Annotated in this window: 19 protein-coding genes and 1 pseudogene; 7 read left to right on the forward strand and 13 right to left on the reverse strand. The window is 65.9% G+C overall.

Features of this window, described 5'->3' with window-relative positions:
• Positions 1-14: 14 nt before the first annotated feature.
• Positions 15-962 carry a Flp pilus assembly protein CpaB gene (gene cpaB, locus ACVWY1_RS21905; RefSeq protein ID WP_457378749.1) on the reverse strand — a complete coding sequence of 316 codons (948 nt, stop codon included), beginning with the start codon at positions 960-962 and terminating at the stop codon, positions 15-17.
• 289 nt (positions 963-1251) lie between these two features.
• Between cpaB and ACVWY1_RS21910 the strand changes: the two genes are divergently transcribed.
• A complete protein-coding gene (locus tag ACVWY1_RS21910; RefSeq protein WP_111533356.1) occupies positions 1252-1434 on the forward strand; it encodes a Flp family type IVb pilin in 183 nt (60 codons plus the stop codon).
• A gap of 47 nt (positions 1435-1481) precedes the next feature.
• Entirely contained in the window at positions 1482-1889 is a 408-nt protein-coding gene (locus tag ACVWY1_RS21915; protein WP_046854132.1) for a response regulator, read from the forward strand.
• A gap of 157 nt (positions 1890-2046) precedes the next feature.
• Here the strand turns inward: ACVWY1_RS21915 and ACVWY1_RS21920 are convergent, their stop codons facing one another.
• The 4 genes from ACVWY1_RS21920 to pcaH form a co-directional block, all read right to left on the reverse strand.
• On the reverse strand, positions 2047-3717 hold the full coding sequence (locus tag ACVWY1_RS21920; RefSeq protein ID WP_457378750.1) for a ShlB/FhaC/HecB family hemolysin secretion/activation protein: 1671 nt from the start codon (positions 3715-3717) through the stop codon (positions 2047-2049).
• 91 nt (positions 3718-3808) lie between these two features.
• The gene (locus ACVWY1_RS21925; RefSeq protein ID WP_457378751.1) at positions 3809-5350 is read right to left on the reverse strand and encodes a collagen-like triple helix repeat-containing protein; all 1542 of its coding nucleotides are present in this window, start codon (positions 5348-5350) and stop codon (positions 3809-3811) included.
• Between the two features lie 242 nt (positions 5351-5592).
• Positions 5593-6198, reverse strand: a complete 606-nt coding sequence (gene pcaG / locus ACVWY1_RS21930) for a protocatechuate 3,4-dioxygenase subunit alpha (protein ID WP_102684466.1) — start codon at positions 6196-6198, stop codon at positions 5593-5595.
• Between the two features lie 11 nt (positions 6199-6209).
• Positions 6210-6929, reverse strand: a complete 720-nt coding sequence (pcaH, locus tag ACVWY1_RS21935; protein WP_457378752.1) for a protocatechuate 3,4-dioxygenase subunit beta — start codon at positions 6927-6929, stop codon at positions 6210-6212.
• A gap of 199 nt (positions 6930-7128) precedes the next feature.
• On the opposite strand from pcaH, the gene ypfJ reads away from it, so the two are divergent.
• The 3 genes and pseudogenes from ypfJ to ACVWY1_RS21950 all read left to right on the forward strand — a co-directional run bounded on the left by ypfJ (position 7129) and on the right by ACVWY1_RS21950 (position 10158).
• Positions 7129-8013 (forward strand): KPN_02809 family neutral zinc metallopeptidase, encoded by an 885-nt coding sequence (gene ypfJ / locus ACVWY1_RS21940; RefSeq protein ID WP_457378753.1) that lies wholly within the window; start codon positions 7129-7131, stop codon positions 8011-8013.
• 360 nt (positions 8014-8373) lie between these two features.
• A pseudogene (locus tag ACVWY1_RS21945) lies at positions 8374-9255 on the forward strand (methyl-accepting chemotaxis protein); the annotation flags it as partial.
• A 198-nt stretch (positions 9256-9453) separates the two neighbouring features.
• Positions 9454-10158 carry a methyl-accepting chemotaxis protein gene (locus ACVWY1_RS21950; RefSeq protein ID WP_371918342.1) on the forward strand — a complete coding sequence of 235 codons (705 nt, stop codon included), beginning with the start codon at positions 9454-9456 and terminating at the stop codon, positions 10156-10158.
• Positions 10159-10393: 235 nt separating this feature from the next.
• On the opposite strand, the gene ggt is transcribed toward ACVWY1_RS21950, so the two are convergent.
• The 3 genes from ggt to ACVWY1_RS21965 all read right to left on the reverse strand — a co-directional run bounded on the left by ggt (position 10394) and on the right by ACVWY1_RS21965 (position 13866).
• Positions 10394-12061: a gamma-glutamyltransferase gene (gene ggt, locus ACVWY1_RS21955; protein ID WP_139668418.1), complete on the reverse strand. Its 1668-nt coding sequence runs from the start codon at positions 12059-12061 to the stop codon at positions 10394-10396.
• Positions 12062-12179: 118 nt separating this feature from the next.
• Positions 12180-13076 carry a LysR family transcriptional regulator gene (locus ACVWY1_RS21960; protein ID WP_046854125.1) on the reverse strand — a complete coding sequence of 299 codons (897 nt, stop codon included), beginning with the start codon at positions 13074-13076 and terminating at the stop codon, positions 12180-12182.
• Between the two features lie 199 nt (positions 13077-13275).
• The gene (locus ACVWY1_RS21965; RefSeq protein WP_457378754.1) at positions 13276-13866 is read right to left on the reverse strand and encodes an NAD(P)H-dependent oxidoreductase; all 591 of its coding nucleotides are present in this window, start codon (positions 13864-13866) and stop codon (positions 13276-13278) included.
• 157 nt (positions 13867-14023) lie between these two features.
• Here ACVWY1_RS21965 and ACVWY1_RS21970 point away from each other — a divergent pair, with 157 nt between their 5' ends.
• A complete protein-coding gene (locus tag ACVWY1_RS21970) occupies positions 14024-14338 on the forward strand; it encodes a putative quinol monooxygenase (RefSeq protein ID WP_457378755.1) in 315 nt (104 codons plus the stop codon).
• Here ACVWY1_RS21970 and ACVWY1_RS21975 read toward each other — a convergent pair.
• Positions 14328-15092 (reverse strand): sulfite exporter TauE/SafE family protein, encoded by a 765-nt coding sequence (locus tag ACVWY1_RS21975; RefSeq protein WP_110703727.1) that lies wholly within the window; start codon positions 15090-15092, stop codon positions 14328-14330. The genes ACVWY1_RS21970 and ACVWY1_RS21975 overlap by 11 nt on opposite strands.
• A 78-nt stretch (positions 15093-15170) precedes the next feature.
• Here ACVWY1_RS21975 and ACVWY1_RS21980 point away from each other — a divergent pair, with 78 nt between their 5' ends.
• Complete coding sequence (locus ACVWY1_RS21980; protein ID WP_457378756.1) at positions 15171-16058, forward strand: LysR substrate-binding domain-containing protein; 888 nt, start codon at positions 15171-15173, stop codon at positions 16056-16058.
• A gap of 97 nt (positions 16059-16155) precedes the next feature.
• Here ACVWY1_RS21980 and speA read toward each other — a convergent pair whose 3' ends face one another.
• The 4 genes from speA to ACVWY1_RS22000 form a co-directional block, all read right to left on the reverse strand.
• Entirely contained in the window at positions 16156-18069 is a 1914-nt protein-coding gene (speA, locus tag ACVWY1_RS21985) for an arginine decarboxylase (RefSeq protein ID WP_023631655.1), read from the reverse strand.
• A gap of 152 nt (positions 18070-18221) precedes the next feature.
• Positions 18222-18593 (reverse strand): translation initiation factor Sui1, encoded by a 372-nt coding sequence (locus tag ACVWY1_RS21990; protein ID WP_023631654.1) that lies wholly within the window; start codon positions 18591-18593, stop codon positions 18222-18224.
• A 184-nt stretch (positions 18594-18777) separates the two neighbouring features.
• Positions 18778-19314 (reverse strand): NUDIX hydrolase, encoded by a 537-nt coding sequence (locus ACVWY1_RS21995; protein WP_102684473.1) that lies wholly within the window; start codon positions 19312-19314, stop codon positions 18778-18780.
• A gap of 1 nt (position 19315) precedes the next feature.
• Positions 19316-20383 (reverse strand): DUF2333 family protein, encoded by a 1068-nt coding sequence (locus ACVWY1_RS22000; protein ID WP_102684474.1) that lies wholly within the window; start codon positions 20381-20383, stop codon positions 19316-19318.
• Positions 20384-20472 lie beyond the last annotated feature (89 nt).

A 20472-nucleotide genomic window follows, 5' to 3' on the forward strand; every position in this document is an offset into this window, starting at 1 on the left:
GCATCCTTGCCGGTTCAGGGAGTCTTGTTGTTGTCGCCGTTCTGCGCGCCGCGGATGATCTGCATGGTCGGCGCGCCAGCCGCCGCGGCCGCCGCCTGGCTGGCCAGGGGCACCTGGGACAGCTGGCTGAAGCGGTAGAGGTTGCGGTTGGCCGTTTCCAGTTGCGGGCTGGCATCCTGGCCGGACCAATACCCGGCCAGCAGCGGCTCGTCGGCACTGCGCACCGCCAGGCGCAGCGTCCCGGCCTGGGCCGCCAGCATCAGCCGGCTGGCCAGGGCCTCGGGCACGGCCAGGCCCACGGTGCGCACAGGGTTGCTGGCAATGGACTGCTGGTCGCGGCGGGCCTTCTGCTCTTCGGCGCTCTGGGCCGGACGCCCATCGTTGGCCAGGCCCGTCTGCTGGTCGACACTGAGCACGCGCAAGGCCGGCAGCACGACCTGGGCGGAGGCTTGCGGGTTGTTGTTTTCTTCACGCAGGAACAGCAGCACGTCGACATAATCGCCTGGGCGCAGTTGCCCGGCGGCACCTATCACATCGTCGATGGCCACCGCGACCGCCCGTTCGTGGGGGCGAATCATCCGCGCCAGGGGGCCGCCAGCCTGGAAGCTCGACTCGTCGAGCCAACTGCCCGCCGCAAGGGGGCGGGCACTGCTGCGCCCGAGCACCTGGTCCAGTTGCTGGAAAGCACCGGCCGGCACCACCTGCAGACGCTCGAGGAGCACATCCTCCTCGCTCAAGGGCGTGTTGGCCGCGACCGCCCTGCGCAGGACCACGATGGGCGAGCGTGGGGGTTCCGGGGGCGCGGCGGGTACGGCAGCGGCCGGGATGGCGGCCTCGCCGGGTGGGGTGAGAGGGGCCGGCGCAGGCTCGGGCGGACGGCTAAGGCGCAGACCCCAGTACCCCGCGAGCAAGGCCGCGAGCAGGAACAGGCCGGCGAGGATCATGGTCAGGCGACTGCTCATCTGCGCTCTCCCTTACGCCCGGGACCAATGATGGCAAAAAGTAACTATTTCGCTATTGGACGGTAGCTGAGGCGCAATCTTTCGCCATTACCTGTGCTGGTTTTTTCGAGCCACGAAATTGACGCACCGACAAAACAAAAACTTAGCGCCGCCAATTCCAACCAATACTTTTGGATTAATGCTTTTTTACATTTGCAGGCCGCCACGGCTTGGCGATGCTCTGATGGCAAAGGGGTATCACTTATCAAGCCCCTCCGACCGGCGCCCATCGAGCGCAAGGAGACGTGCCATGCTGCTGCAACAGATCCTCCTCCACGTGAAGACCTTCCTCCAGCGCAAGGACGGCGCCTCCGGTATCGAATACGCGGTGATCGCGGCCATGGTCGCCGTGGTACTGGCCGGCTTCGTCACCCCCATCTCCACCGAAGTGTCGGAGATCATGACCAAGATCCAGACCGCGATCACCCAGTGACCGCACCGCGCCAGCGAGACGTGTAGTCCAACCGCCCGGAGCCAAGCATGCCGACCTCTTCCTTGCGTCAACAGATCCTGCTGGTGGACGACGAGGAGGAGGCCTTGCTGGAGCTGGCCGAGCTGCTGGAAAACGAAGGCTTCTGTTGTCACACCGCCACCTCGGTCAGGTCCGCCCTGCAACAGCTGACCCGCCACCCCGATGTCGCCCTGGTGATCACCGACCTGCGCATGCCCGAGGAAAGTGGCCTGGGCCTGGTCCAGCGCCTGCGCGAACATACCGCGCGCCAGCATTTGCCGGTGATCGTCATGTCCGGGCATGCCGACATGGACGATGTCAGCGACCTGCTGCGGCTGCAGGTACTCGACCTGTTCCGCAAGCCGATCTATCACGCCCGCCTGCTCGAGACGCTGGAGAATCTGTTTCCCAAGCCGTTGATGCAGGCGGTGAAATAACGCCGGACTTGGCACCGTACAACGCCCTTACAGAAGGCGCCGCTGACGCGGCGCATCGCCGGCAAGCCGGCTCCCACAAGGAAAGCGCTCGACCTGAGACGGTGCGCGATCAGTGTGGGAGCCGGCTTGCCGGCGATGGGAGGGCCACAGCTCCCCCTTACAATTGATAACTGAAACTCAGGTTCAGCCGTGGCCGCCGGTTGAAGCTGTCCAGCGCCATGTCCGACATCGGCTTGGCCACCTCCACCGCGATGTTGTAGTAGCGCATATCGCCAAAGCGCAGCCCCAGCGCCGCCGACGACATCTTCGAGTCGCGTACGTCCAGCGCGTTGAACCAGGCCCGCGCGGTGTCGAGCGCCACGTAGGGCTGCACGACCTTGAGCCAGCCAGTGTCGCGCCGGAAACTGTAGTTGAGCTCGTAGGCCAGCCCCCAGCCCTTGTCACCGGAGCCCTGGTCGCTGGGGTAGCCGCGCCCGAAGTTCTGCCCGCCGAACACTGCCCGCTCGCTGTCGGGCAGGCTGTCGTTGCTCCAGTAGGCCGCTGCCGATGCCACGCCCTGCCAGTTGTCGCTGAAGTTGTCGCTCTGCACGCCCGAGACCCGCAGGCGCAGGAAGTCCAGGTCGTAGTCGGCATTGGTGTTGGCGCCAAGGCGATCCAACCCCTGGTAGACACCGGCACTGATAATCCGCAGGCGGCGCGCCTCGGCCTTGCGCCAGTCGCCTTCGAAGGACAGCGCGCGGATGTCGGTCTCGCTGTCCAGGCGCAGGGGGAAGCCCACCACCTGGTAATCGATGCGGTCGTTGACCACGTAGAAGCGCCCGACCACCTCCAGCCATTCACTGGGCGAGGCGATCAGCGATTGGCTGATGCCCACCGAGTAGCGTTCGTTCTCGCGGTGCTGGGTCAGGTCGATGCCATTGTCCAGACGGATGCGCGCCTTGGGGTCGCTGCGATAGCGCGAAGCCGACAACAGCAGCTTCGAGCCTTCGGCATCGAGGAACTGGCTGTAGTCGAGGCGGTAGTAATGCTCCTTGTCCTCGCCGGGCGGTACCAGCACGCTGGCGCTCAATTGTTCGGCGAAGCGGGTCTGCGCGTTGCTGCTGGCGCCCAGCAGCGCCTGCAGGTCGTCGCGGCTGCCGTCATTGAGGCTCAAGGTGGTGGTGATCGGCTTGCGCGAGACCTGGGCGAGCAGGCGGGTCGCGCCGTCGGTGGTCGCCGGGGGCGGCACCTGGGCCTGGAACGTCATCCCGGGGATGCGCCCGGCCAGGCTGGTATAGCGCTCGAAGCTTTCGCGGGTCAGCGGACGCTCGGCTTTGAGCCGGTCCAGCAGTTGCTCCAGATAGGCCCGCGCCGCGCCGATATCACCCTCGATCTGATAGTCGTGGATGTAGCCTTCCACCAGCACCACGCGCACCCGGCCATCGGCGAAGTCCTGGGGTGGCAGGTAGGCGTATGACAGCAGGTAGCCGTCCTGCTGGTAGCGTTGGGTGAGGCGGCGGGTGGTCTCGATCAGCTCGGCGAGCGTGACCTCGCGCCCGATCACCGGCTGGAAATGCTCGCGCAGGTCGCTCAAGGGGTAAACGGTGCCGCCTTCGAAACGCACCTTGCGCACCGCCACCCGGGTATTCATCAGCAACGGTGGTTGCCGCGAAGTGTCCACGCTGGGCACACGCAAGCCGGGCTGGTCGGGACGGTAGGCATCCACCGGCAGGTTGGGCGTGGGCAGGCGGCGTTCGGTCTCGTTGCTGTTGAGGAAACTCGGCAGGGGTTCGCCCCGGGCCAGACAGGCTGCGGACAGCCCCAGCATCGTCAGCAGCAATCGGCGCATTCGGACACTCCATGATCCACGGATGGCGGGATGACCGACCGGCGAACGGCGCGCCGGTCGGTCTCACTCACCTTGAGCGTAGCCCGTGGCGTCAGCGCTGCCCGCCTGCCAGAGCCCCTGACACACCACTCAGCGCGCCACCAAGACCACTGACCGGTGTGCCGCCGCCATTGACCAAGGTGCCCGCCTGACCGAGCGTGGCCCCGACTGCGGTCACTGTCGCACCGACCTGGCTGACGACGGGGCTGCCTGTGGCACCGGCCAGTTGCGTACCGGCAGAGCCCACCGCGCCGCCGACCTGGTTCAGCAACCCCGCCACGGGTGCGCCGACGCCGGTACTGGCGCCGACTTGCTGAGTCACGCTGGATACACCGGCGACCACCGGGTTGAGGCCGCTGCCCACCTGTTGGGTCAGCGCCGCGACCGGCGCCCCGGCAGCACTGTTGGCCACGCCGTTGCCACCGAGCACCGTGCCCAGGCTGGCGACGGTATTGCCCGCCTGCACCGAAGTGCCGCCGATACCGCTCACGGTCGGGCTGGCGGTGCTTGCCGTCAGGCCACTGCCGGCACCGGCCACCACGCCGCCGACGGTTTCCAGCAGGCCGCTGCGTGGGCCGCCGGTAACAGGGGCCAGCCCGCTCGCCGTGCTGACCGCGGTGCCGGTATTGGCCACCGCTTGCCCGAGCGTGCTGCTCAACGGGTTGCCGTTACCCGCCAGTTGCTGGCCGGCCTGGTTCAGGGCACCACCGGTCTGGTTCAGCGCCTGGTTCAGCGGACCGGCGAGCCCGGTCTGCCGCGTGGCATTGGCCGCCGTGTTTTCCACCAGCGAGACCACCGGCACCAAGGCATCGCTCACGCCTTGGGTCGCCCCGGCGAGCGGGCCGCTGGTGCCGACCGGCGACAGGGTGTCACCGAGCATGGTCACAGCCTGGCCGACCCGGTCGACGCCTTGACCGGCCCCGGCAACCAGTTGGTTGACCACCGGCACCTGCTCGACCGGCCCGCTACTGGCCAGCCCGGCCACGCCCTGGCCAAGGCCGGAGACACCGCCGCCCAGGTCGGCGGTGGCCGCACCGACCACGCCCACCGTGGTGCCCACGGCATTGTTGCCGGTACCCAGTTGCCCCAGGCCCTCGCTCAAGCCGCCTCCGACGCTGTTCACGGCGTTGCCGGCGGAAGACACCAGCGTCCCCACGCCACCGGTCAGCGAGGTACTGCCGGCAACGGGCAGCGAACCGATCACCTGGCCGAGATTGCTCACGCCGTCACCGACCCCGGACACGGTGTTGCCCAACTGGTCGACCACCTGGCCGGTGACCAGCGCAGTGGGTGTGGTACCACCGCCCGTGCCACCATCACCGCCACCAGGGGTGCTGCCGCCGCCAGTGCCACCGCCGCCACCGGTACCGGCGCTGCCATCACCGGGGGTCGTGGTGCCACCGCTACCGCCTCCACCACTGCCGCCCGTACCATCGCCCCCGCCACCACCGGCTCCGGCCCCCGCGCCGCTATCGGACGACGAACCATCGACCTCGCTGTGATGCCCGCCGCCGCCGCTGCTGCAACCGGCAAGGCCCAGACTCACGGCCATCGTCAGCGCCGTTGCCGCCTTGATCCACGCTTGAGTGTTCATGGAAGGACTCCCGCTGCTGCTGATTGTTTTGCTTACAACAGCAGTGAAAGCGCACGGCGCCGAATCGGGTAGCTCACAACTTGGTGTTAGTACCTGTGGCAGGGGCAATGAGGGCGGGAAAACAACCAGAATTTCAGTGGTTTGACGACGCGCGCAGCGATGCGACACGAAAGGACTAGTCGTAACTCATTAGTACAAGCGGCAAGCCCGGCCAGTGTTGCCGGGCTTGCCGACCGGGGGCGTCAGAAGTCGAAGAACACCGTCTCCCCCTCGCCCTGGATACGGATGTCGAAGCGGTACGCCGTCTTGCCGTCCACTTCACAGCGCCGGGCGATCAAGGTCTCGCGCCGCTGCGGCTGCTCGATCAGGTTCAGCACCGGACAGCTGGCGTTCGCCTCGGCTTCGTCATCGAAGTACAGCCGGGTATGCAGGTGGATGTTGATGCCCCGGGCAAACAGGCTGATGTTGATGTGCGGGGCCATCGGCACGCCTGCGGCGTTGTTCACCACCCCCGGCTTGACCGTGTGCAGGGTCCATTCGCCGGCATCGAAGGTGGTGGCGGTGCGCCCGAAGCTGTTGAAGGCGTTCTCGAGGTGGTACTCGTCCTGGTAGCGCCCCTCGGCGTCGGCCTGCCACACCTCCAGGAACGAGTCGCGCACCAGGTGGCCATTGCCGTCGTACACCTGGCCGATCAGCAGGATATGCTCGCCCGGGGCATCGGGCCGGGCCAGGCAGTTCCAGATTTCCTGGTCACGGGTCGGGTTGCCGGCCGCCTCCAGGGCAAGGCCGATGTGCACATAGGGGCCGGCAGTCTGCGAAGGGGTTTCCGGCAGCAGTTCGATAGGCATGACGGGCCTCCTCAGCGGTTTTCGAAGTAGGTCTGGCGCTGGCCGCGCAGGACGATGTCAAAGCGGTAGGCCAGGCAATCCATAGGGTTGGCATGGCTCATGTCGAGCCTGGCGATCAGCCGTTCGACGGCGTCCGGGTTGGCGATCGACTTGACGATCGGGCACAGCGGGATCAGCGGGTCGCCCTCGAAGTACAACTGGGTGATCAGCTTGGTGGCGATCGACGGGCCGCTGATGGAGAAATGGATATGCGCCGGGCGCCAGTCGTTGGGGCCGTTGCGCCAGGGGTACGGGCCGGGCTTGATGGTGCGGAAACTGTAGTAGCCGTCGCGGTCGGTCAGGCAGCGGCCGACACCGCCGAAGTTCGGGTCCAGCGGTGCCAGGTAGCGGTCGTTCTTGTGCCGGTAACGGCCACCGGCATTGGCCTGCCACATTTCCACCAGGGTGTTGGGCACCGGCTTGCCGTACTGGTCGACCACCCGCCCGGCAACGATGATGCGCTCGCCGATGGGCAGGCCACCCTGGTTGAAGTTGAGCAGCAGGTCATGGTCGTGCTCGCCGAAGCGCAGGTGGGAAAAGTCCGGGCCGGTGCTTTCGCTGATCGACTGCGGGATGCTGACCAGCGCCTGGCGCGGGGAGCGCGCCACCGAGGTCTTGTAGTCGGGGGTGAAGGCCTTGGGGTGCCAGTTGCGATCACGGATCACGAAGCGGCTGGTGTCCTGGGCGGGCATGCCGGTTTCCTCTCTTGGAATTATCGAACGCCTGGGCGTGGCAGGCGGACTTGCAGTTTCCGGCAGGTGCGAAGGGATGAATATTGAATTCAGCGGTCCATGGCATAACCATTTGGTTATGCATCAGCGACGGGGGATACACCTCGGTCAGCGCTGAACTAATCTTGGACTTCATGTTTCAGCAACCGGAGAGCTCTACATGGAATGGCGAAAAGGCCGACGCAGCGACAACGTGGTCGATGCCCGCGGCGCAGGGGGTGGCGGCGGCATGCGTTTCGGCGGCGGCAAGGGCCTTGGGCTCGGCGCCATCCTGCTGATCGTGGGCATTGGCTGGCTCACCGGGCAAGACCCGCTGCAGATCCTCGGCCAGCTGGCCGGGCAGATGGAACAGCAACAGACCGCCCCGGCCAACGTCGACGGCAAGGCACCGCCGGCCAACGACGAGCAGGCCGAGTTCGTCGCCTCGGTCCTCGGCGACACCGAGGACACCTGGAAGGCGCTGTTCGCCCAGGCCGGCAAACAGTACCGCGACCCCAAGCTGGTGCTGTTCAGCGGCCAGGTCAACTCCGCCTGCGGCTTCGCCTCCTCGGCGGTCGGGCCGTTCTATTGCCCCGGCGACCAGCGCGTGTACCTGGACATGACCTTCTTCCGCGAAATGGAAACCCGCTTCAAGGCCGCCGGCGACTTCGCCCAGGCCTATGTCATCGCCCACGAGATCGGCCACCACGTGCAAACCCTGCTCGGCGTCTCGGCCAAGGTCGACGCCGCACGGCGCAATGGCCAGCGCATGGAGGGCGACAATGGCCTGCTGGTGCGCCAGGAGCTGCAGGCCGACTGCCTGGCCGGGGTCTGGGCCTACCAGGCGCAGAAACGCCTGAACTGGCTGGAGCCGGGAGACGTCGAGGAGGCATTGAATGCCGCCAACGCCATCGGTGACGATCGGCTGCAACAGCAGGGCCAGGGCCGCGTGGTGCCCGACTCGTTCACCCATGGCACCTCGCAGCAGCGCGTGCGCTGGTTCAAGGCCGGGTTTTCCAGCGGCGACCTGAACCAGTGCGACACGTTCAGCGCGCGTAACCTCTGAAATCGCCATCGGCGGCGAGCTGGCTCCTGCCGTGGAGCCGGCTCACCCGCGAATGACAACGTCAAAAACATAAACGTATTCAACAAGTTACAAATTTGCTGAAAAAGCGTTTCAGCTTCTCCCCTCTTTGCCGATAAGTCCTACACAAATCTGCGGGCTATCTGACAACAACAACGCCCAGCTTTTGAGATCAAGTGAGCGAAATCATTCTCTGGGAGAGCGTGCATGAACAGTTGGTTCGCCAATATCAGCGTCAACCTCAAACTCGGCCTGGGCTTCGGCCTGGTCCTGGTCCTGACCGGCCTGCTGGCCCTGACCGGCTGGAACAGCCTGGGCAGCCTCATCGACCGCAGCAACTGGATGAGCGACATCACCCAGCTCAACAGTGACTTGACCAACCTGCGCGTGGCCCGCCTGCAGTGGATGCTGACCAACGGCGACGACGCCTCGGCAGCCAACGTCCAGGCCAAGCTCGACGCCTTCGGCAGCCAGCAGCAGCACCTGGTCAACACCTTCAAGAGCCCCGAGAACCTCAAGCTGCTGCGCGAGCAGGGCCAGAGCATCAGCGAGTACCGGGTTTCGCTGGAGAAGATGCGCCAGGGCTACAAGACCACCCTCGCCGCCCGCGACTCGATGAACCAGGCCGCGGCCCGCGCCAACGACGCCATCGAAGCGATCAGCGGCGCCGTGCTGTCCAGCAGCGAAAGCGATGCCAGCCGCCTGGCTCAATACCTGCTGATCAGCAAGGCCAAGCAGCAGCTGGTGCAGGTCCGCCTGGACGTGCGCAGCTACATCGCCGACCTGACCAGCGAAGCCGAGCAGGCTGCCGTGCGCCAGCTGGAAAACGCCCTCAATGAAATCGACAGCCTCAAGCGCCAGCTGCCAGCCGAAGCCTCGCGCATCCAGCAATTCGAAAGCGCCGTGCTCGCCTACCGCGACGCCGTGCGTCAGTTCCGCGACGCCACTGCCGCCATTGGCGTGGCCCGTGCTGAAATGACCGTGCAGGGCGCCGACATCGTCAAGCGCAGCGACGAGCTGTACAAGATCCAGATCGAGCGCCGTGACGCCGAAAGCGTCCAGGCCCGCAGCCTGCAGACTTCCGCCACCCTGCTGGCGCTGCTGGTCGGCGTGCTCGCCGCGTTCATCATCACCCGCCAGATCACCCGCCCGCTGCGCGAGACCATGGACGTGGTCAACCGCATCGCCAGCGGCGACCTCACCCAGCAACTGCGCGTCACCCGCCGCGACGAACTGGGTGCCCTGCAGCAAGGCATCGCACGCATGGGCACCACCCTGCGTGACCTGATCACCGGCATCCGCGACGGCGTGACCCAGATCGCCAGCGCCGCCGAGGAGCTGTCGGCGGTGACCGAGCAGACCAGCGCCGGCGCCAACAGCCAGAAGGTCGAGACCGACCAGGTGGCCACCGCCATGCACGAAATGGCCGCCACCGTGCAGGAAGTCGCGCGCAACGCCGAACAAGCCTCCCATGCCGCGACCAACGCCGACGACGAAGCCCGTGTTGGCGACAAGGTAGTGGGTGAAGCGATCAGCCAGATCGAGCGCCTGGCCCACGAAGTGCACCGTTCCACCGAGGCCATGACCCTGCTGCAGCAGGAAAGCCAGAAGATCGGCAGCGTCATGGACGTGATCAAGTCGGTCGCCGAGCAGACCAACCTGCTGGCGCTCAACGCCGCCATCGAGGCGGCCCGTGCCGGCGAGGCCGGGCGTGGTTTCGCCGTGGTCGCCGACGAGGTGCGTGGCCTGGCCCAGCGCACCCAGCAGTCCACCGAGGAAATCGAAGGCCTGATCGCCAGCCTGCAGCACGGCACCCAGCAGGTCGCCGAGGTGATGAACGGCAGCCGCAACCTGACCGACAGCAGTGTCGAGCTGGCACGCAAGGCCGGTGGTTCGCTGGAGAGCATCACCCGTACGGTGTCGAACATCCAGTCGATGAACCAGCAGATCGCCGCCGCCGCCGAGCAGCAGAGCGCCGTGGCCGAAGAGATCAGCCGCAGCATCCTCAACGTGCGCGACGTGTCGGAACAGACCGCCGCGGCCAGCGACGAGACCGCCGCCTCCAGCGTCGAGCTGGCGCGCCTGGGTGGCCACCTGCAGACCCTGGTCAGCCAGTTCCGCGTCTGACATAGGTAACAACGGGGCCGCTGCGCGGCCCATCGCCGGCAAGCCGGCTCCCACACCGACCGCGCTGCCTTTAAACCAAGCGCCATCCCTGTGAGAGCCGGCTTGCCGGCGATGAGGCCACTTCAAAGAACACAAGACAGCTGCTCCCACACCGACCGCGCTGCCTTCAAGTCAAGCGCTATCCCTGTGGGAGCCGGCTTGCCGGCGATGGGCTGCACAGCAGCCCCGACTGCTGTTACTTGACGATCATCCCCACCCCACGCCCACGCGGATCAGACGCCGTCTCCAGCTTCTCGCCGGTCACCCGGATCGCCTGGATGTCGCCCATCTCCCAGCCCTGGTCCTCCAGCACGTAGCCCATCTTCTTCAGGTCATCAGCCACCTGCCCCTTGAGCGGCGCATAGCTGTCGAAGTAGATGGTGTCCTTGGGCAGCAACTGGTGATGCACGCGCTGCGCCGCCACGGCCTTCTCCAGCGGCATGCCGAAGTCGTACAGGTTGTTCATCACCTGGAAGATCGAGGTGAAGATCCGCGAACCGCCCGGGGTGCCCAGCACCAGCACCACCTTGCCGTCACGCGCCACCAGGCTCGGGCTCATCGACGAGAGCATGCGCTTGCCCGGCGCGATGGCATTGGCGTCGCCGCCGACCACGCCAAAGGCGTTGGCCGCGCCCGGCTTGGCGCTGAAGTCGTCCATCTCGTCGTTGAGCAGGAAGCCCGCGCCCTTGACCACCACGCCGCTGCCGTAGTCGAGGTTGAGGGTGTAGGTGTTGCTCACCGCGTTGCCTTGTTTGTCGACGATGGAGAAGTGCGTGGTCTGGTGCGGCTCCAGCCCCGGCTTGACCTGGTCGGTTGCGGAAATCGCGTTCGGGTTGACCTGGGCGGCACGCTTGGCCAGGTAATCCTTGGCCACCAGCTGGTCGACCGGGACCTTGGTGAAGGCCGGATCGCCGAGATAGTCGGCGCGGTCGGCGAACACGCGCTTCTCGATCTCGGCCAGCAGGTGGATGTACTTGGCCGAGTTGTGCTCGACGCCCTTGAAGTCCGCCGCGCGGTCTTCCTTGATGCCCAGCAGCTGGGCCAGGGCGACGCCGCCGGAGCTTGGCGGCGGCGCGGTGTAGACCACGTTGCCGCGCCAGCTGATGGCGATCGGGTCACGCCACACGGCCTTGTAGTCCTTGAGGTCGTCCTTGCTGATCAAGCCCTTGTCGGCCTGCATCTGCGCCACCAGCAAGTCGGCGGTCTTGCCCTGGTAGAACTCGCTGACGCCCTTGTCGGCAATGCGCTCGAGGGTCTGCGCCAGCTCTGGCTGCTTGAACAGCTCGCCGACCTTCATGCTGCCGAAGTAGTCGTTGAAATTGGTCGCGGTCTTGAACAGGCCCTGGGCGTCGTCACGGTACTGGTATTGCTTCTGGGCAATCTTGAAACCGTTCTTCGCATAGCCGATGGCCGGGGTCAGCAGCTCGCTCCACTCGAGCTTGCCGAACTTCTGGTGCGCCTCCCACAACCCCATCACCGTGCCCGGCACACCGGCGGCGCGCACGCCGACCAGGCTGAGGTTCTCGATCACCTCGCCCTTGTCGTCCAGGTACATGGTCTTGGTCGCGGCCTTGGGCGCCACTTCGCGGTAGTCGAGGAAGTAGGGTTTGCCGTCGACGAACAGGGTCATGAAGCCACCGCCGCCGATGTTGCCGGCCTCGGGGTAGGTCACGGCCAGGGTGAAGGCGGTGGCGACGGCGGCGTCCACCGCGTTGCCGCCCTTCTTGAGGATGTCGGCGGCCACCTGTGCGCCATATTGATCAGGCGCGGCCACCGCGCCGCCTTCCAGCGTCACGGCAAAGGCGGAGGAGCAGCTCAGGATCGCGGCCCCGAGGGCCAGGGGCTGGAACATGACAATACGCATGCGCACTTCCTTGGTGTTGTTTTTGTTGATCAGTCATTAAGGCCGAAGCCCTGTAACTAAGCAAACACCCCGGTCGTTTCGCGCCGCCGACGGGCAGACCCTGTCGCGTTCAGGCAACTCAGCAGGCGTAGACCGCCAGCTTTTTCTGGATGAAATCGAGGAAGCACTGGATGCGCAGGGCCAGCTGGGTGTTGCGGTAGTAGACCGCGTGGATCGGCTGGCGATAGCCATTGTTGTGCTCGGCGAGGATCACGTTCAGGCGGCCGGCGCGGATGTCCTCGTGGGTCATGAAGTGCGACAGGCTGACGATGCCCTCGCCGGCGATGGCCAGCTGGCGCAGGGTCTCGCCGCTCGAGGCGACCAGCTGCGGGCGGATCGCCCAGCGGTCACCCTGGGCATGGCGCAGTGGCCACTGGTTGAGCGACTCGAGGGAGCTGAAGCCGAGCAGGCAATGGGCCTCGAGGTCCTCGACCCGCTGCGGCGTGCCATGCCGGGCCAGGTAGTCGGGGCTGGCAAGCACCTGCACCGGGCTGCAGCCGAGCGAACGGGCGTGCAGGCTGGAGTCGGCCAGTTCGCCGATGCGGATGGCCACGTCGGTGCTCTGCTCCAGCAGGTCGATGATCAGGTCGTCGGTGTTCAGCTCCAGCTCGATGCCGGGGTACTGCTGACGGAACTCGCCGATCCACGGCAGGATCGCGTGCAGCATGAACGGCGCGGCGGCGTTGATGCGCAGGCGCCCGGTCGGGGTCTGGCGGTTCAGCGACAGGCGCTCTTCCATGTCGTCCATCTGCTCGAGGATCGCCCGAGCGCGCTCCAGGAAGAAGCGCCCTTCCTCGGTCAGGTCCATGCGCCGCGTGGTGCGGTTGACCAGCGTGGTGCCGAGCTTGCCCTCCAGGCGCGACAGGGTGCGGCTGACTGCGGAGGGCGTCTGGCCGATCTGCTCCGCGGCGGCGGAGATCGAGCCGCTGTCGATGACGGCGACAAATACCTGGAGTTCTTCGGATCGGGTTTTCACGCGGATGGCCTTGGCAGGTGGATGCCGTGATTCATAGCGGTTGGGCAGCAACCGCGCAAGGGGCCGCTACGCGCCCCTTTCGCCGGCAAGCCGGCTCCCACACCGTGCGCTTCAGCCTTGAGCCATGCGCCATCTTGTGGGAGCCGGCTTGCCGGCGAGAGGCCCGTGCAGGAACACCAAGACAGTTGGAGCCGCGCTGTCATTGAGCCCTGCCAAACACCTGGTCCAGATGCTGCTCATAAGCCGCCAGCGCCGCCGGCACATCCGGCCGCTTCATCACATCGACGGCGAGGAAGGTCGGCAACCCGCTCATGCCGAGGAACTGGTTGGCCTTGTGGAACGGGAAGTACACCGCGTCCACGCCCTTGCCCTCGAAGAAATCGCTGGGGTCGTCGAACGCCTGCTGCGGCGCGTTCCAGGTCAGCGACAGCATGTATTGCTTGCCCTGCACCAGGCCGCCGCTGCCGTACTTCTGCGAGGCGTCGGAGCGGGTACGGCCATCGTTGGCGTACAGGCTGCCGTGGCCGGCGGTGAACACATCGTCGATGTACTTCTTCACGGTCCATGGCGCGCCCATCCACCAACCGGGCATCTGGTAGATCACCACATCCGCCCAGAGGAATTTCTCTACCTCGGCCTGGACGTCGTAGTCGCCGTCGATAAAGGTTTCCCGCACATCGAAACCGGCGCGGTCCAGATGGGCCAGTGCGGCATCGTGCAAGGTCTGGTTGAGACGGCCTTCGGAATGGGCGAAGCGTTTACCGCCGTTGAGCAGGAGAATCTTTTTCATGGGAGGGTCAGCCCTGTAAGTGAAGTTGCCGGCAGGTTAGGCAACCGGGCGCCGGGGAAACAGCCAGGGCTGGGCAAAATTCTTTTGCCTGCAAATCACGAATGGTAAACATATTGTTGATTTAGAATTTGCTCACTCCCCTTACAGAGCGTTTCCCATGACCGAGCAATACGCCTTCATCCTCAAAGCCAAGACCCGCCCGGAGCAGGCCGAGGCCTTCGAACAACTGTTCCGTCCTTACGTGGAGCCGAGCCGCCAGGAACCGGGCTGCATCGAGTACCACATGCTGCGCGACAAGGCAGACCCGAGCCTGTTCGTGTTTTTCGAGGTGTGGGCCAGCAAGGACGCGCTGGACGTGCATTCGGCACTGCCGCATATGCGTGCATTCTTCGATAAACGCATGGATTACCTGGAGCGCGATTTCGACATCCAGATGATCGACATGCTCAGCGCTTCGTCCGCTAGCCGTTGACCAGCAGGTGCCCGCCCAGCAGCGCAAGGCCGATGAAGAAGCAGCGCTTGAACAGCGCTGCGCCGATCCGTCCGCGCAGCCACTGGCCGGCGAACATGCCCAGCAACGCCGGCGCCAACACCAGCAGTGAAGCCCCCAGGGCTTGGCCACCCAGGGCATCCTGCCCGGCCAGGCCGACCGCCAGGGCCAGGGTCGAGACAGTGAACGACAGGCCCAGCGCCTGGACCAGCTCGTCGCGGCTCAGGCCCAGGCCCTGCAGGTAGGGCACCGCGGGCATGACGAACACGCCGGTGGCGGCCGTCACCACACCGGTGAGCAACCCGCAGAGCGGCCCCAGCCAGGGCTCCCTGGCCGGGGCCACGCGCAGCCCTGGGCCGACCAGCCCATAGAGGGCATAGACCAGCAACGCGGCGCCCAGGCCATGGGCCGCCCACGGACCGCTGTCGATTCCCAGCCAGGCGCTGCCCAGCAGGGTGCCGATAAAGATCATCGCCAGCATCCCGCCGAGGCGGCGCAGCAGCGCGAACAGATGGCCGCCGGCCGCCAGCTGCCAGAGGTTGGTCAAGGTCGATGGCACGATCAGCAGCGCCGCTGCCTGTGCCGGGGGCATAGCCAGGCCAAGCAAGCCCATGGCGACGGTCGGCAAACCGAGGCCGATGACGCCCTTGACCGCGCCGGCCAGGAAGAAGGTCAGGATCACCAGCAATGACAGCGCCGGACCGATGTTCTGATAAAACGCCAGGAAGGTATTCATGACCGCCATCCTGCCGTGCGGCCAGCACGCTGAAAATCTGCCATATACTCAGGCAGACTCTTGCCAGGACAGAGGCAGATGCATTTCGACCTGATCGACCTCAAGCTGTTCCAGCACACCCTCGAAAGCGGCAACATCACCGCTGGCGCCCGGCGCAGCCACCTCTCGCTGCCGGCCGCCAGTGCGCGCATTCGCGCCATGGAAGCCTCGCTGGGCATACCCTTGCTCGAACGCAACCGCCGCGGCGTGCTGCCCACGCCCGCCGGCCAAGCCCTGCTGCAGCATGCGCGGCTGATCGCGCAGCAGGTCGAGCGCCTGCAATTCGACCTCGGGCACTATGCCCAGGGCCTGCACGGCCAGGTGCGCCTGCTGTGCAACACGGCGGCGCTGACCGAGTACCTGCCGGAGCTGCTGGCCGGCTACCTGGCCGAGCACCCGGGGGTGAGCGTGGATATCCAGGAACTGCCCAGCCTGCATATCGTCCAGGCGATCAGCCAGGGCATGGCGGACCTGGGCATCGTCTCGAATGCCGCGCCCTGCGTAACCCTGCAGACACGACCGTTTCGCGACGATCCGCTAGTGCTGGTGATGCCGCGCGAGCACCCGCTGGCCGCCAGCGACCGGGCAGACTTCAACGCCAGCCTTGGCCATGGGTATGTGGGGCTGGGTGCCGACAGCGCCCTGGCGCTGCATCTCGAAGAGCAGGCCCTGCGCCTGGGAAGACGGATGCAGGTACGCGTTCGCGCCGAAGGATTCGATGGGGTGATCAGGATGGTCGGAGGTGGCGCGGGGGTGGCCGTGGTCCCGCTGACCTCGGTGCGACGCTGGGAGCACAGCTTGCCGCTGCGCTGGGTCGCCTTGCAGGAGGCCTGGGCGAAGCGCAGCTTGCTGCTGTGCTCGCGGGACTTCAGCGCGTTGCCTGGCTACGCCGCCTTGCTTGTCGAACACTTGGGCAACAAAGCCTGAAGGCTGCCGCCACAGGTGATCAACCGTGGCGGCAGCCGTGTGCCAGAGGGCCGCGCGGCGGCACCATGCCAAAGGGCCGCGCGGCGGCCCAGTACGATCAGGACGACAGGTACGAGGAGCGGGTCAGCCCCAGGCGCAGCGCGTCGAGGTACTGGGTACGCTCGCGGGCGGTGATCCTGGCGCTGGCGACCTTGTCGCGGTAGTGGGTCATCAACTCCTCCGGCGACAGGTGCACGTAGCGCAGCATGTCCTCGATGGTGTCGTGGGTCTCGATACCGGCGTGGTACACGCTGCCATCGGCGTTCTGGTAGATGTTCACCGAGTCGGTGTCACCGAACAGGTTGTGCATGTCGCCGAGGATCTCCTGGTAGGCGCCGACCAGGAACACGCCGAGCAGGTAGTCCTCGCCTTCCTTGACCGCGTGCACCGGCATGCTGGTCTCGATGCTCTGCTCGTCGACGTACTGGTTGATCTTGCCGTCGGAGTCACAGGTCAGGTCCTGCAGCACGGCACGGCGCAGCGGCTCTTCGTCCAGGCGGTGCAGCGGGATGATCGGCAGTACCTGGCCGATGGCCCAGGTGTCCGGCAGGCTCTGGAACACCGAGAAGTTGCAGATGTACTTGTCGGCCAGCTTGTCGTTGAGTTCGTCCAGCACCTGGCGGTGCGAGCGCTGGCGGGCCTTGAGCGAGTTGTGCAGGCGACGGCACACGGCGAAGTAGCACTGCTCGGCCAGGGCCTTCTCGGCCAGGGTCAGCTTGCCGTCGGCGTACTGCGCGGCCACGTCGCCCATGTAGTGGGTGGCGCGCCAGTAGGTCTCGGTGACCATCTCGATATCGGTCGGGCCGAGCAGGTCGGCCAGCCACTGCACGGTCTCGGGCAGGCTTTCCTTGTTTTCGATGGTCGGCACTTCGTCGTTGTGGCTCTCGACGTCGGTCACCTGGATCACCAGCATGGCGTGGTGCGCGGTGAGCGAGCGGCCACTCTCGGAGAAGATGTGCGGGTGCGGCAGGCCCTGCGCGTCGCAGAACTCCTTGAGCATCCCGACCACCACGCCGGCGTAGTCGTCCATGTCGTAGTTGATCGAGCTGGCGTTGCGCGAGTGGGTGCCGTCGTAGTCGACGCCCAGGCCGCCACCGACATCGATGTGATCGACCGGCAGGCCCAGGGCGCGCAATTCGCCGTAGTAGCGGATGGCTTCCTTGAAGCCGTGCTGGTAGTCGGCCAGGTTGGCGATCTGCGAGCCCATGTGGAAGTGCAGCAGGCGGATGCCCTGGTCGAGCCCGGCGTCACGGAAACGCTGCACCACCGAGATCAGTTGGGCGGCGGACAGGCCGAACTTGGATTTCTCGCCGCCGGTGTCGGCCCACTTGCTCGACGCCAGCGACGACAGGCGCACGCGCAGGCCGACCTGTGGCTTGACCTTGAGCTCCGCGGCCTCCTCGATCACCAGGGCGACCTCGGACTCTTTCTCGATCACGATGAACACGTTGTGGCCGAGCTTCTGGCCCATCAGCGCCAGGCGGATGAATTCGCGATCCTTGTAGCCGTTGCAGACGATGGTGCCGCCCTTCGGCGCCAGCGCCAGCACCGCCAGCAGCTCGGGCTTGGAGCCGGCTTCCAGGCCGATGGAGACGTTCTGGGTGGCGATGATGTTCTCGACCACCGCTTCCTGCTGGTTGACCTTGATCGGGTACAGCGCGGTGTACTGGCTCTGGTACTCCAGACGCGCGATGTTGGCATCGAAGGCGCCGGTCAGCTGGCGCACGCGGTCCTGCAGGATGTCGGGGAAACGCACCAGCAGCGGCAGCGACAGGCCGCTCTGGCGCAGTTCCTGGACCTGTTCGAAGAGGTCGATCGGCGCGCTGTCCGGGCCGTTGGGGCGCACTTCGACGCGCCCGGCGTCATTGATGGCGAAATAACCTGCGCCCCAATGGCGGATGCCATAAACACTGCGGCTGTCGGCCACGGTCCACTGGCTACCATCGTCTTTGCGTGTGCGTCGTACGGACATTCAAGTCCCCTGTATGAAAAGTCGAAACACTGCCCCACCTCGGGGCGCTGGCAGTGTAAATACTGAAAATGACGATTCTTCCGTGTCAGGCATAGACCCTGCCCACGGGAACGAGTTTAGAAAGCGCTGGGCAAAAAATCGCGCGGCTGCACTCAGCCGCCGGATTTCTTCGCCTTGAAACCCTGCTTGATCAGCTCGGCGAGCAACAGCTCGACGTGATCGCCCTGGATTTCAATGACCCCATCCTTGAGCGCGCCACCGGTGCCGCAGCGACGCTTGAGCGTGCTGGCGAGCTCCTTGAGCGGTTCCAGGGCCAGGGGGACGCCCGTGATGGTGGTCACCGTCTTGCCGCCACGGCCTTTGCTTTCACGGCGCACGCGGGCAATGCCATCCCCCTCGGGGATGACCTGCTGCTTGCAGATACAGTCGTCCACCGGTTTGCTGCAGTCGGGACAGTGCCGACCGGCATCGGTGGAAAAGACGAGACCGCCCAGGGCGGAAAAGGAAGAAGCTTTCTTGGCCACTTTTGTTCCTCTGTGCCGAGGACAAAAAACTGGTCGGCGGGAGCCGACCGCGATGCCCCACTCTGGCAGGGGCGGCGCTACTGCCGCAAGGTTGTGCGGCAGCCCGAAAAGGGCGCGCAGTGTAACGATAAATCTGCCTGTTGCTAAGTACAGGATTGCGCCATTTTACAAATGTTTTGCGACCTCATCGCAGGGCAACCTGATAGCGCTGCAGCGCCACCAGCGAGTCCGGGCAATACGGCAGCGTCGCACTTTCCGCCAGGGCCTGCTCTACACTGATGAACCGCGCCTCGCTGACCTCCTCGGGCTGCAGGCGCAACGCCCCGTCCCATACCGCGGAAAACACCGCGCCCCACAGGCGGTTGCCCGGCTGCTCGAAGTAGAACGTCTCGTGGAAGCGCAGCTCGACGCCGCTCACCCCCAGTTCCTCCGCCAGCTCCCGGGCCGCCGATTCGGCATAGGACTCCTGCACCCCGACCATTCCCCCCGCCGCCACATCCCAGTAACCAGGATAGAGCGCTTTGCTCAGGGTCCGCCGGTGCACGCACAGGTCGCCCGCGCTGTTGAACAGCAGGATGAAGGTACAGCGCCCGATCAGGCCACGCTCACGCAATTCGGCCCGTGGCAGGGCGCCGAGCAATTGGTCATGCTCATCGACCCAGGCCACCAGCTCGGCGTCGGAGGCCGCGCGGTGCGCGACCTCGGCAGGATTGACCGGCATCTCAGCCCTGGGACAGCAGTTGGCGCAGGTCGATGACCGCGGCGTTGGCCCGGGAGATGTAGTTGGCCATCACCAGCGAGTGGTTGGCCCACATGCCGAAACCGCTGCCGTTGAGCACCATCGGGCTCCACAGCGCTTCCTGCGAGGCTTCCAGCTCGCGGATGATCTGCCGCACGCTGACCGTGGCGTTCTTCTTCGCCAGCACGTCGGCGAAATCGACCTCGATGGCGCGCAGCAGGTGCGACAGCGCCCAGGCCTGGCCACGGGCTTCGTAGAACACGTTGTCGATCTGCAGCCATGGGGTCTCGACCACTTCCTCGTCGACCTGCGGCGCCTGACCCGGGGCCACGGACTCGGTCTTCAGGGTGTTGTTGAGCTTGACCCGGCCGACACTGGCCGACAGGCGCTGCGACAGCGAGCCCAGGCGGGTGGCGACGTCGCCCAGCCAGTTGTTCAGGTTGTCGGCGCGGGTGTAGAAGATCGCGCCCTGGTCGCCCTTGGCCAGGCGCACCTGGTAGCGGTTCAGCGACTTGATGCCCTCTTCGAACTCCGACTCGCTCGACGGCAGGATCCAGCTCTTGTTGTCGAAGTTGAAGCGCGGCTCGGCCTTGGCCAGGTCGGCATCCTCGGTCGATTGCGACTGCGAACGGGCGAAGTCCTTGCGCAAGGCGCGGGACAGGTCACGCACCTGGACCAGCACGCCGTATTCCCAGCTCGGCATGTTGTCCATCCACAGCCCAGGCGGGAAGCGGTCGTTGGAGATGTAGCCCCCCGGCTTGTCGAGCAGGGTGCCGGCGACGGTCTTGAGGGTTTCGATGGTGGTATAGCCGACCACCATCTGCTGGCCGTTGCGCTCGGCGGCGGCCTGGGCGTTCTGCTGCACCGGGAACAGCTCGGGCTCCTGGCTCCAGTACCAGCCCAGGCCGATGCACACCAGCAGGTAGAGGCCGATCAGGGTGCCCAGGGCACGGCTCCAGAGGCCGCCAACGTAGCTACGGGTAGCGGCGCCGCGGGTTTCGACCCGCTCGCGGGGCTCGGCCTTGGCCTCGCGGTTTTTCCAATCCAGCATGGCATTGTCCTTAATCAGTCACGAACGGTTCAGGGTTTGGACCACAGGCCTCGGCCAGGGTGCCACGACAAACCCAGGTGACAGCACTA

The organism is Pseudomonas sp. TE6288 (genome assembly GCF_054062095.1).

Coding starts and splice junctions, on each gene's coding strand:
- ACVWY1_RS21910 (WP_111533356.1), top strand. CDS start 1,252: ATGCTGCTGCAACAGATCCTCCTCCACGTGAAGACCTTCCTCCAGCGC.
- pcaH (WP_457378752.1), bottom strand. CDS start 6,929: ATGCCCGCCCAGGACACCAGCCGCTTCGTGATCCGTGATCGCAACTGG.
- ACVWY1_RS21920 (WP_457378750.1), bottom strand. CDS start 3,717: ATGCGCCGATTGCTGCTGACGATGCTGGGGCTGTCCGCAGCCTGTCTG.
- ACVWY1_RS21995 (WP_102684473.1), bottom strand. CDS start 19,314: ATGCCGGTCAATCCTGCCGAGGTCGCGCACCGCGCGGCCTCCGACGCC.
- ACVWY1_RS21965 (WP_457378754.1), bottom strand. CDS start 13,866: ATGAAAAAGATTCTCCTGCTCAACGGCGGTAAACGCTTCGCCCATTCC.
- ACVWY1_RS21925 (WP_457378751.1), bottom strand. CDS start 5,350: ATGAACACTCAAGCGTGGATCAAGGCGGCAACGGCGCTGACGATGGCC.
- ACVWY1_RS21950 (WP_371918342.1), top strand. CDS start 9,454: ATGGCCGCCACCGTGCAGGAAGTCGCGCGCAACGCCGAACAAGCCTCC.
- ACVWY1_RS21970 (WP_457378755.1), top strand. CDS start 14,024: ATGACCGAGCAATACGCCTTCATCCTCAAAGCCAAGACCCGCCCGGAG.
- ACVWY1_RS21915 (WP_046854132.1), top strand. CDS start 1,482: ATGCCGACCTCTTCCTTGCGTCAACAGATCCTGCTGGTGGACGACGAG.
- cpaB (WP_457378749.1), bottom strand. CDS start 962: ATGAGCAGTCGCCTGACCATGATCCTCGCCGGCCTGTTCCTGCTCGCG.
- pcaG (WP_102684466.1), bottom strand. CDS start 6,198: ATGCCTATCGAACTGCTGCCGGAAACCCCTTCGCAGACTGCCGGCCCC.
- speA (WP_023631655.1), bottom strand. CDS start 18,069: ATGTCCGTACGACGCACACGCAAAGACGATGGTAGCCAGTGGACCGTG.
- ACVWY1_RS22000 (WP_102684474.1), bottom strand. CDS start 20,383: ATGCTGGATTGGAAAAACCGCGAGGCCAAGGCCGAGCCCCGCGAGCGG.
- ypfJ (WP_457378753.1), top strand. CDS start 7,129: ATGGAATGGCGAAAAGGCCGACGCAGCGACAACGTGGTCGATGCCCGC.
- ggt (WP_139668418.1), bottom strand. CDS start 12,061: ATGCGTATTGTCATGTTCCAGCCCCTGGCCCTCGGGGCCGCGATCCTG.
- ACVWY1_RS21980 (WP_457378756.1), top strand. CDS start 15,171: ATGCATTTCGACCTGATCGACCTCAAGCTGTTCCAGCACACCCTCGAA.
- ACVWY1_RS21975 (WP_110703727.1), bottom strand. CDS start 15,092: ATGAATACCTTCCTGGCGTTTTATCAGAACATCGGTCCGGCGCTGTCA.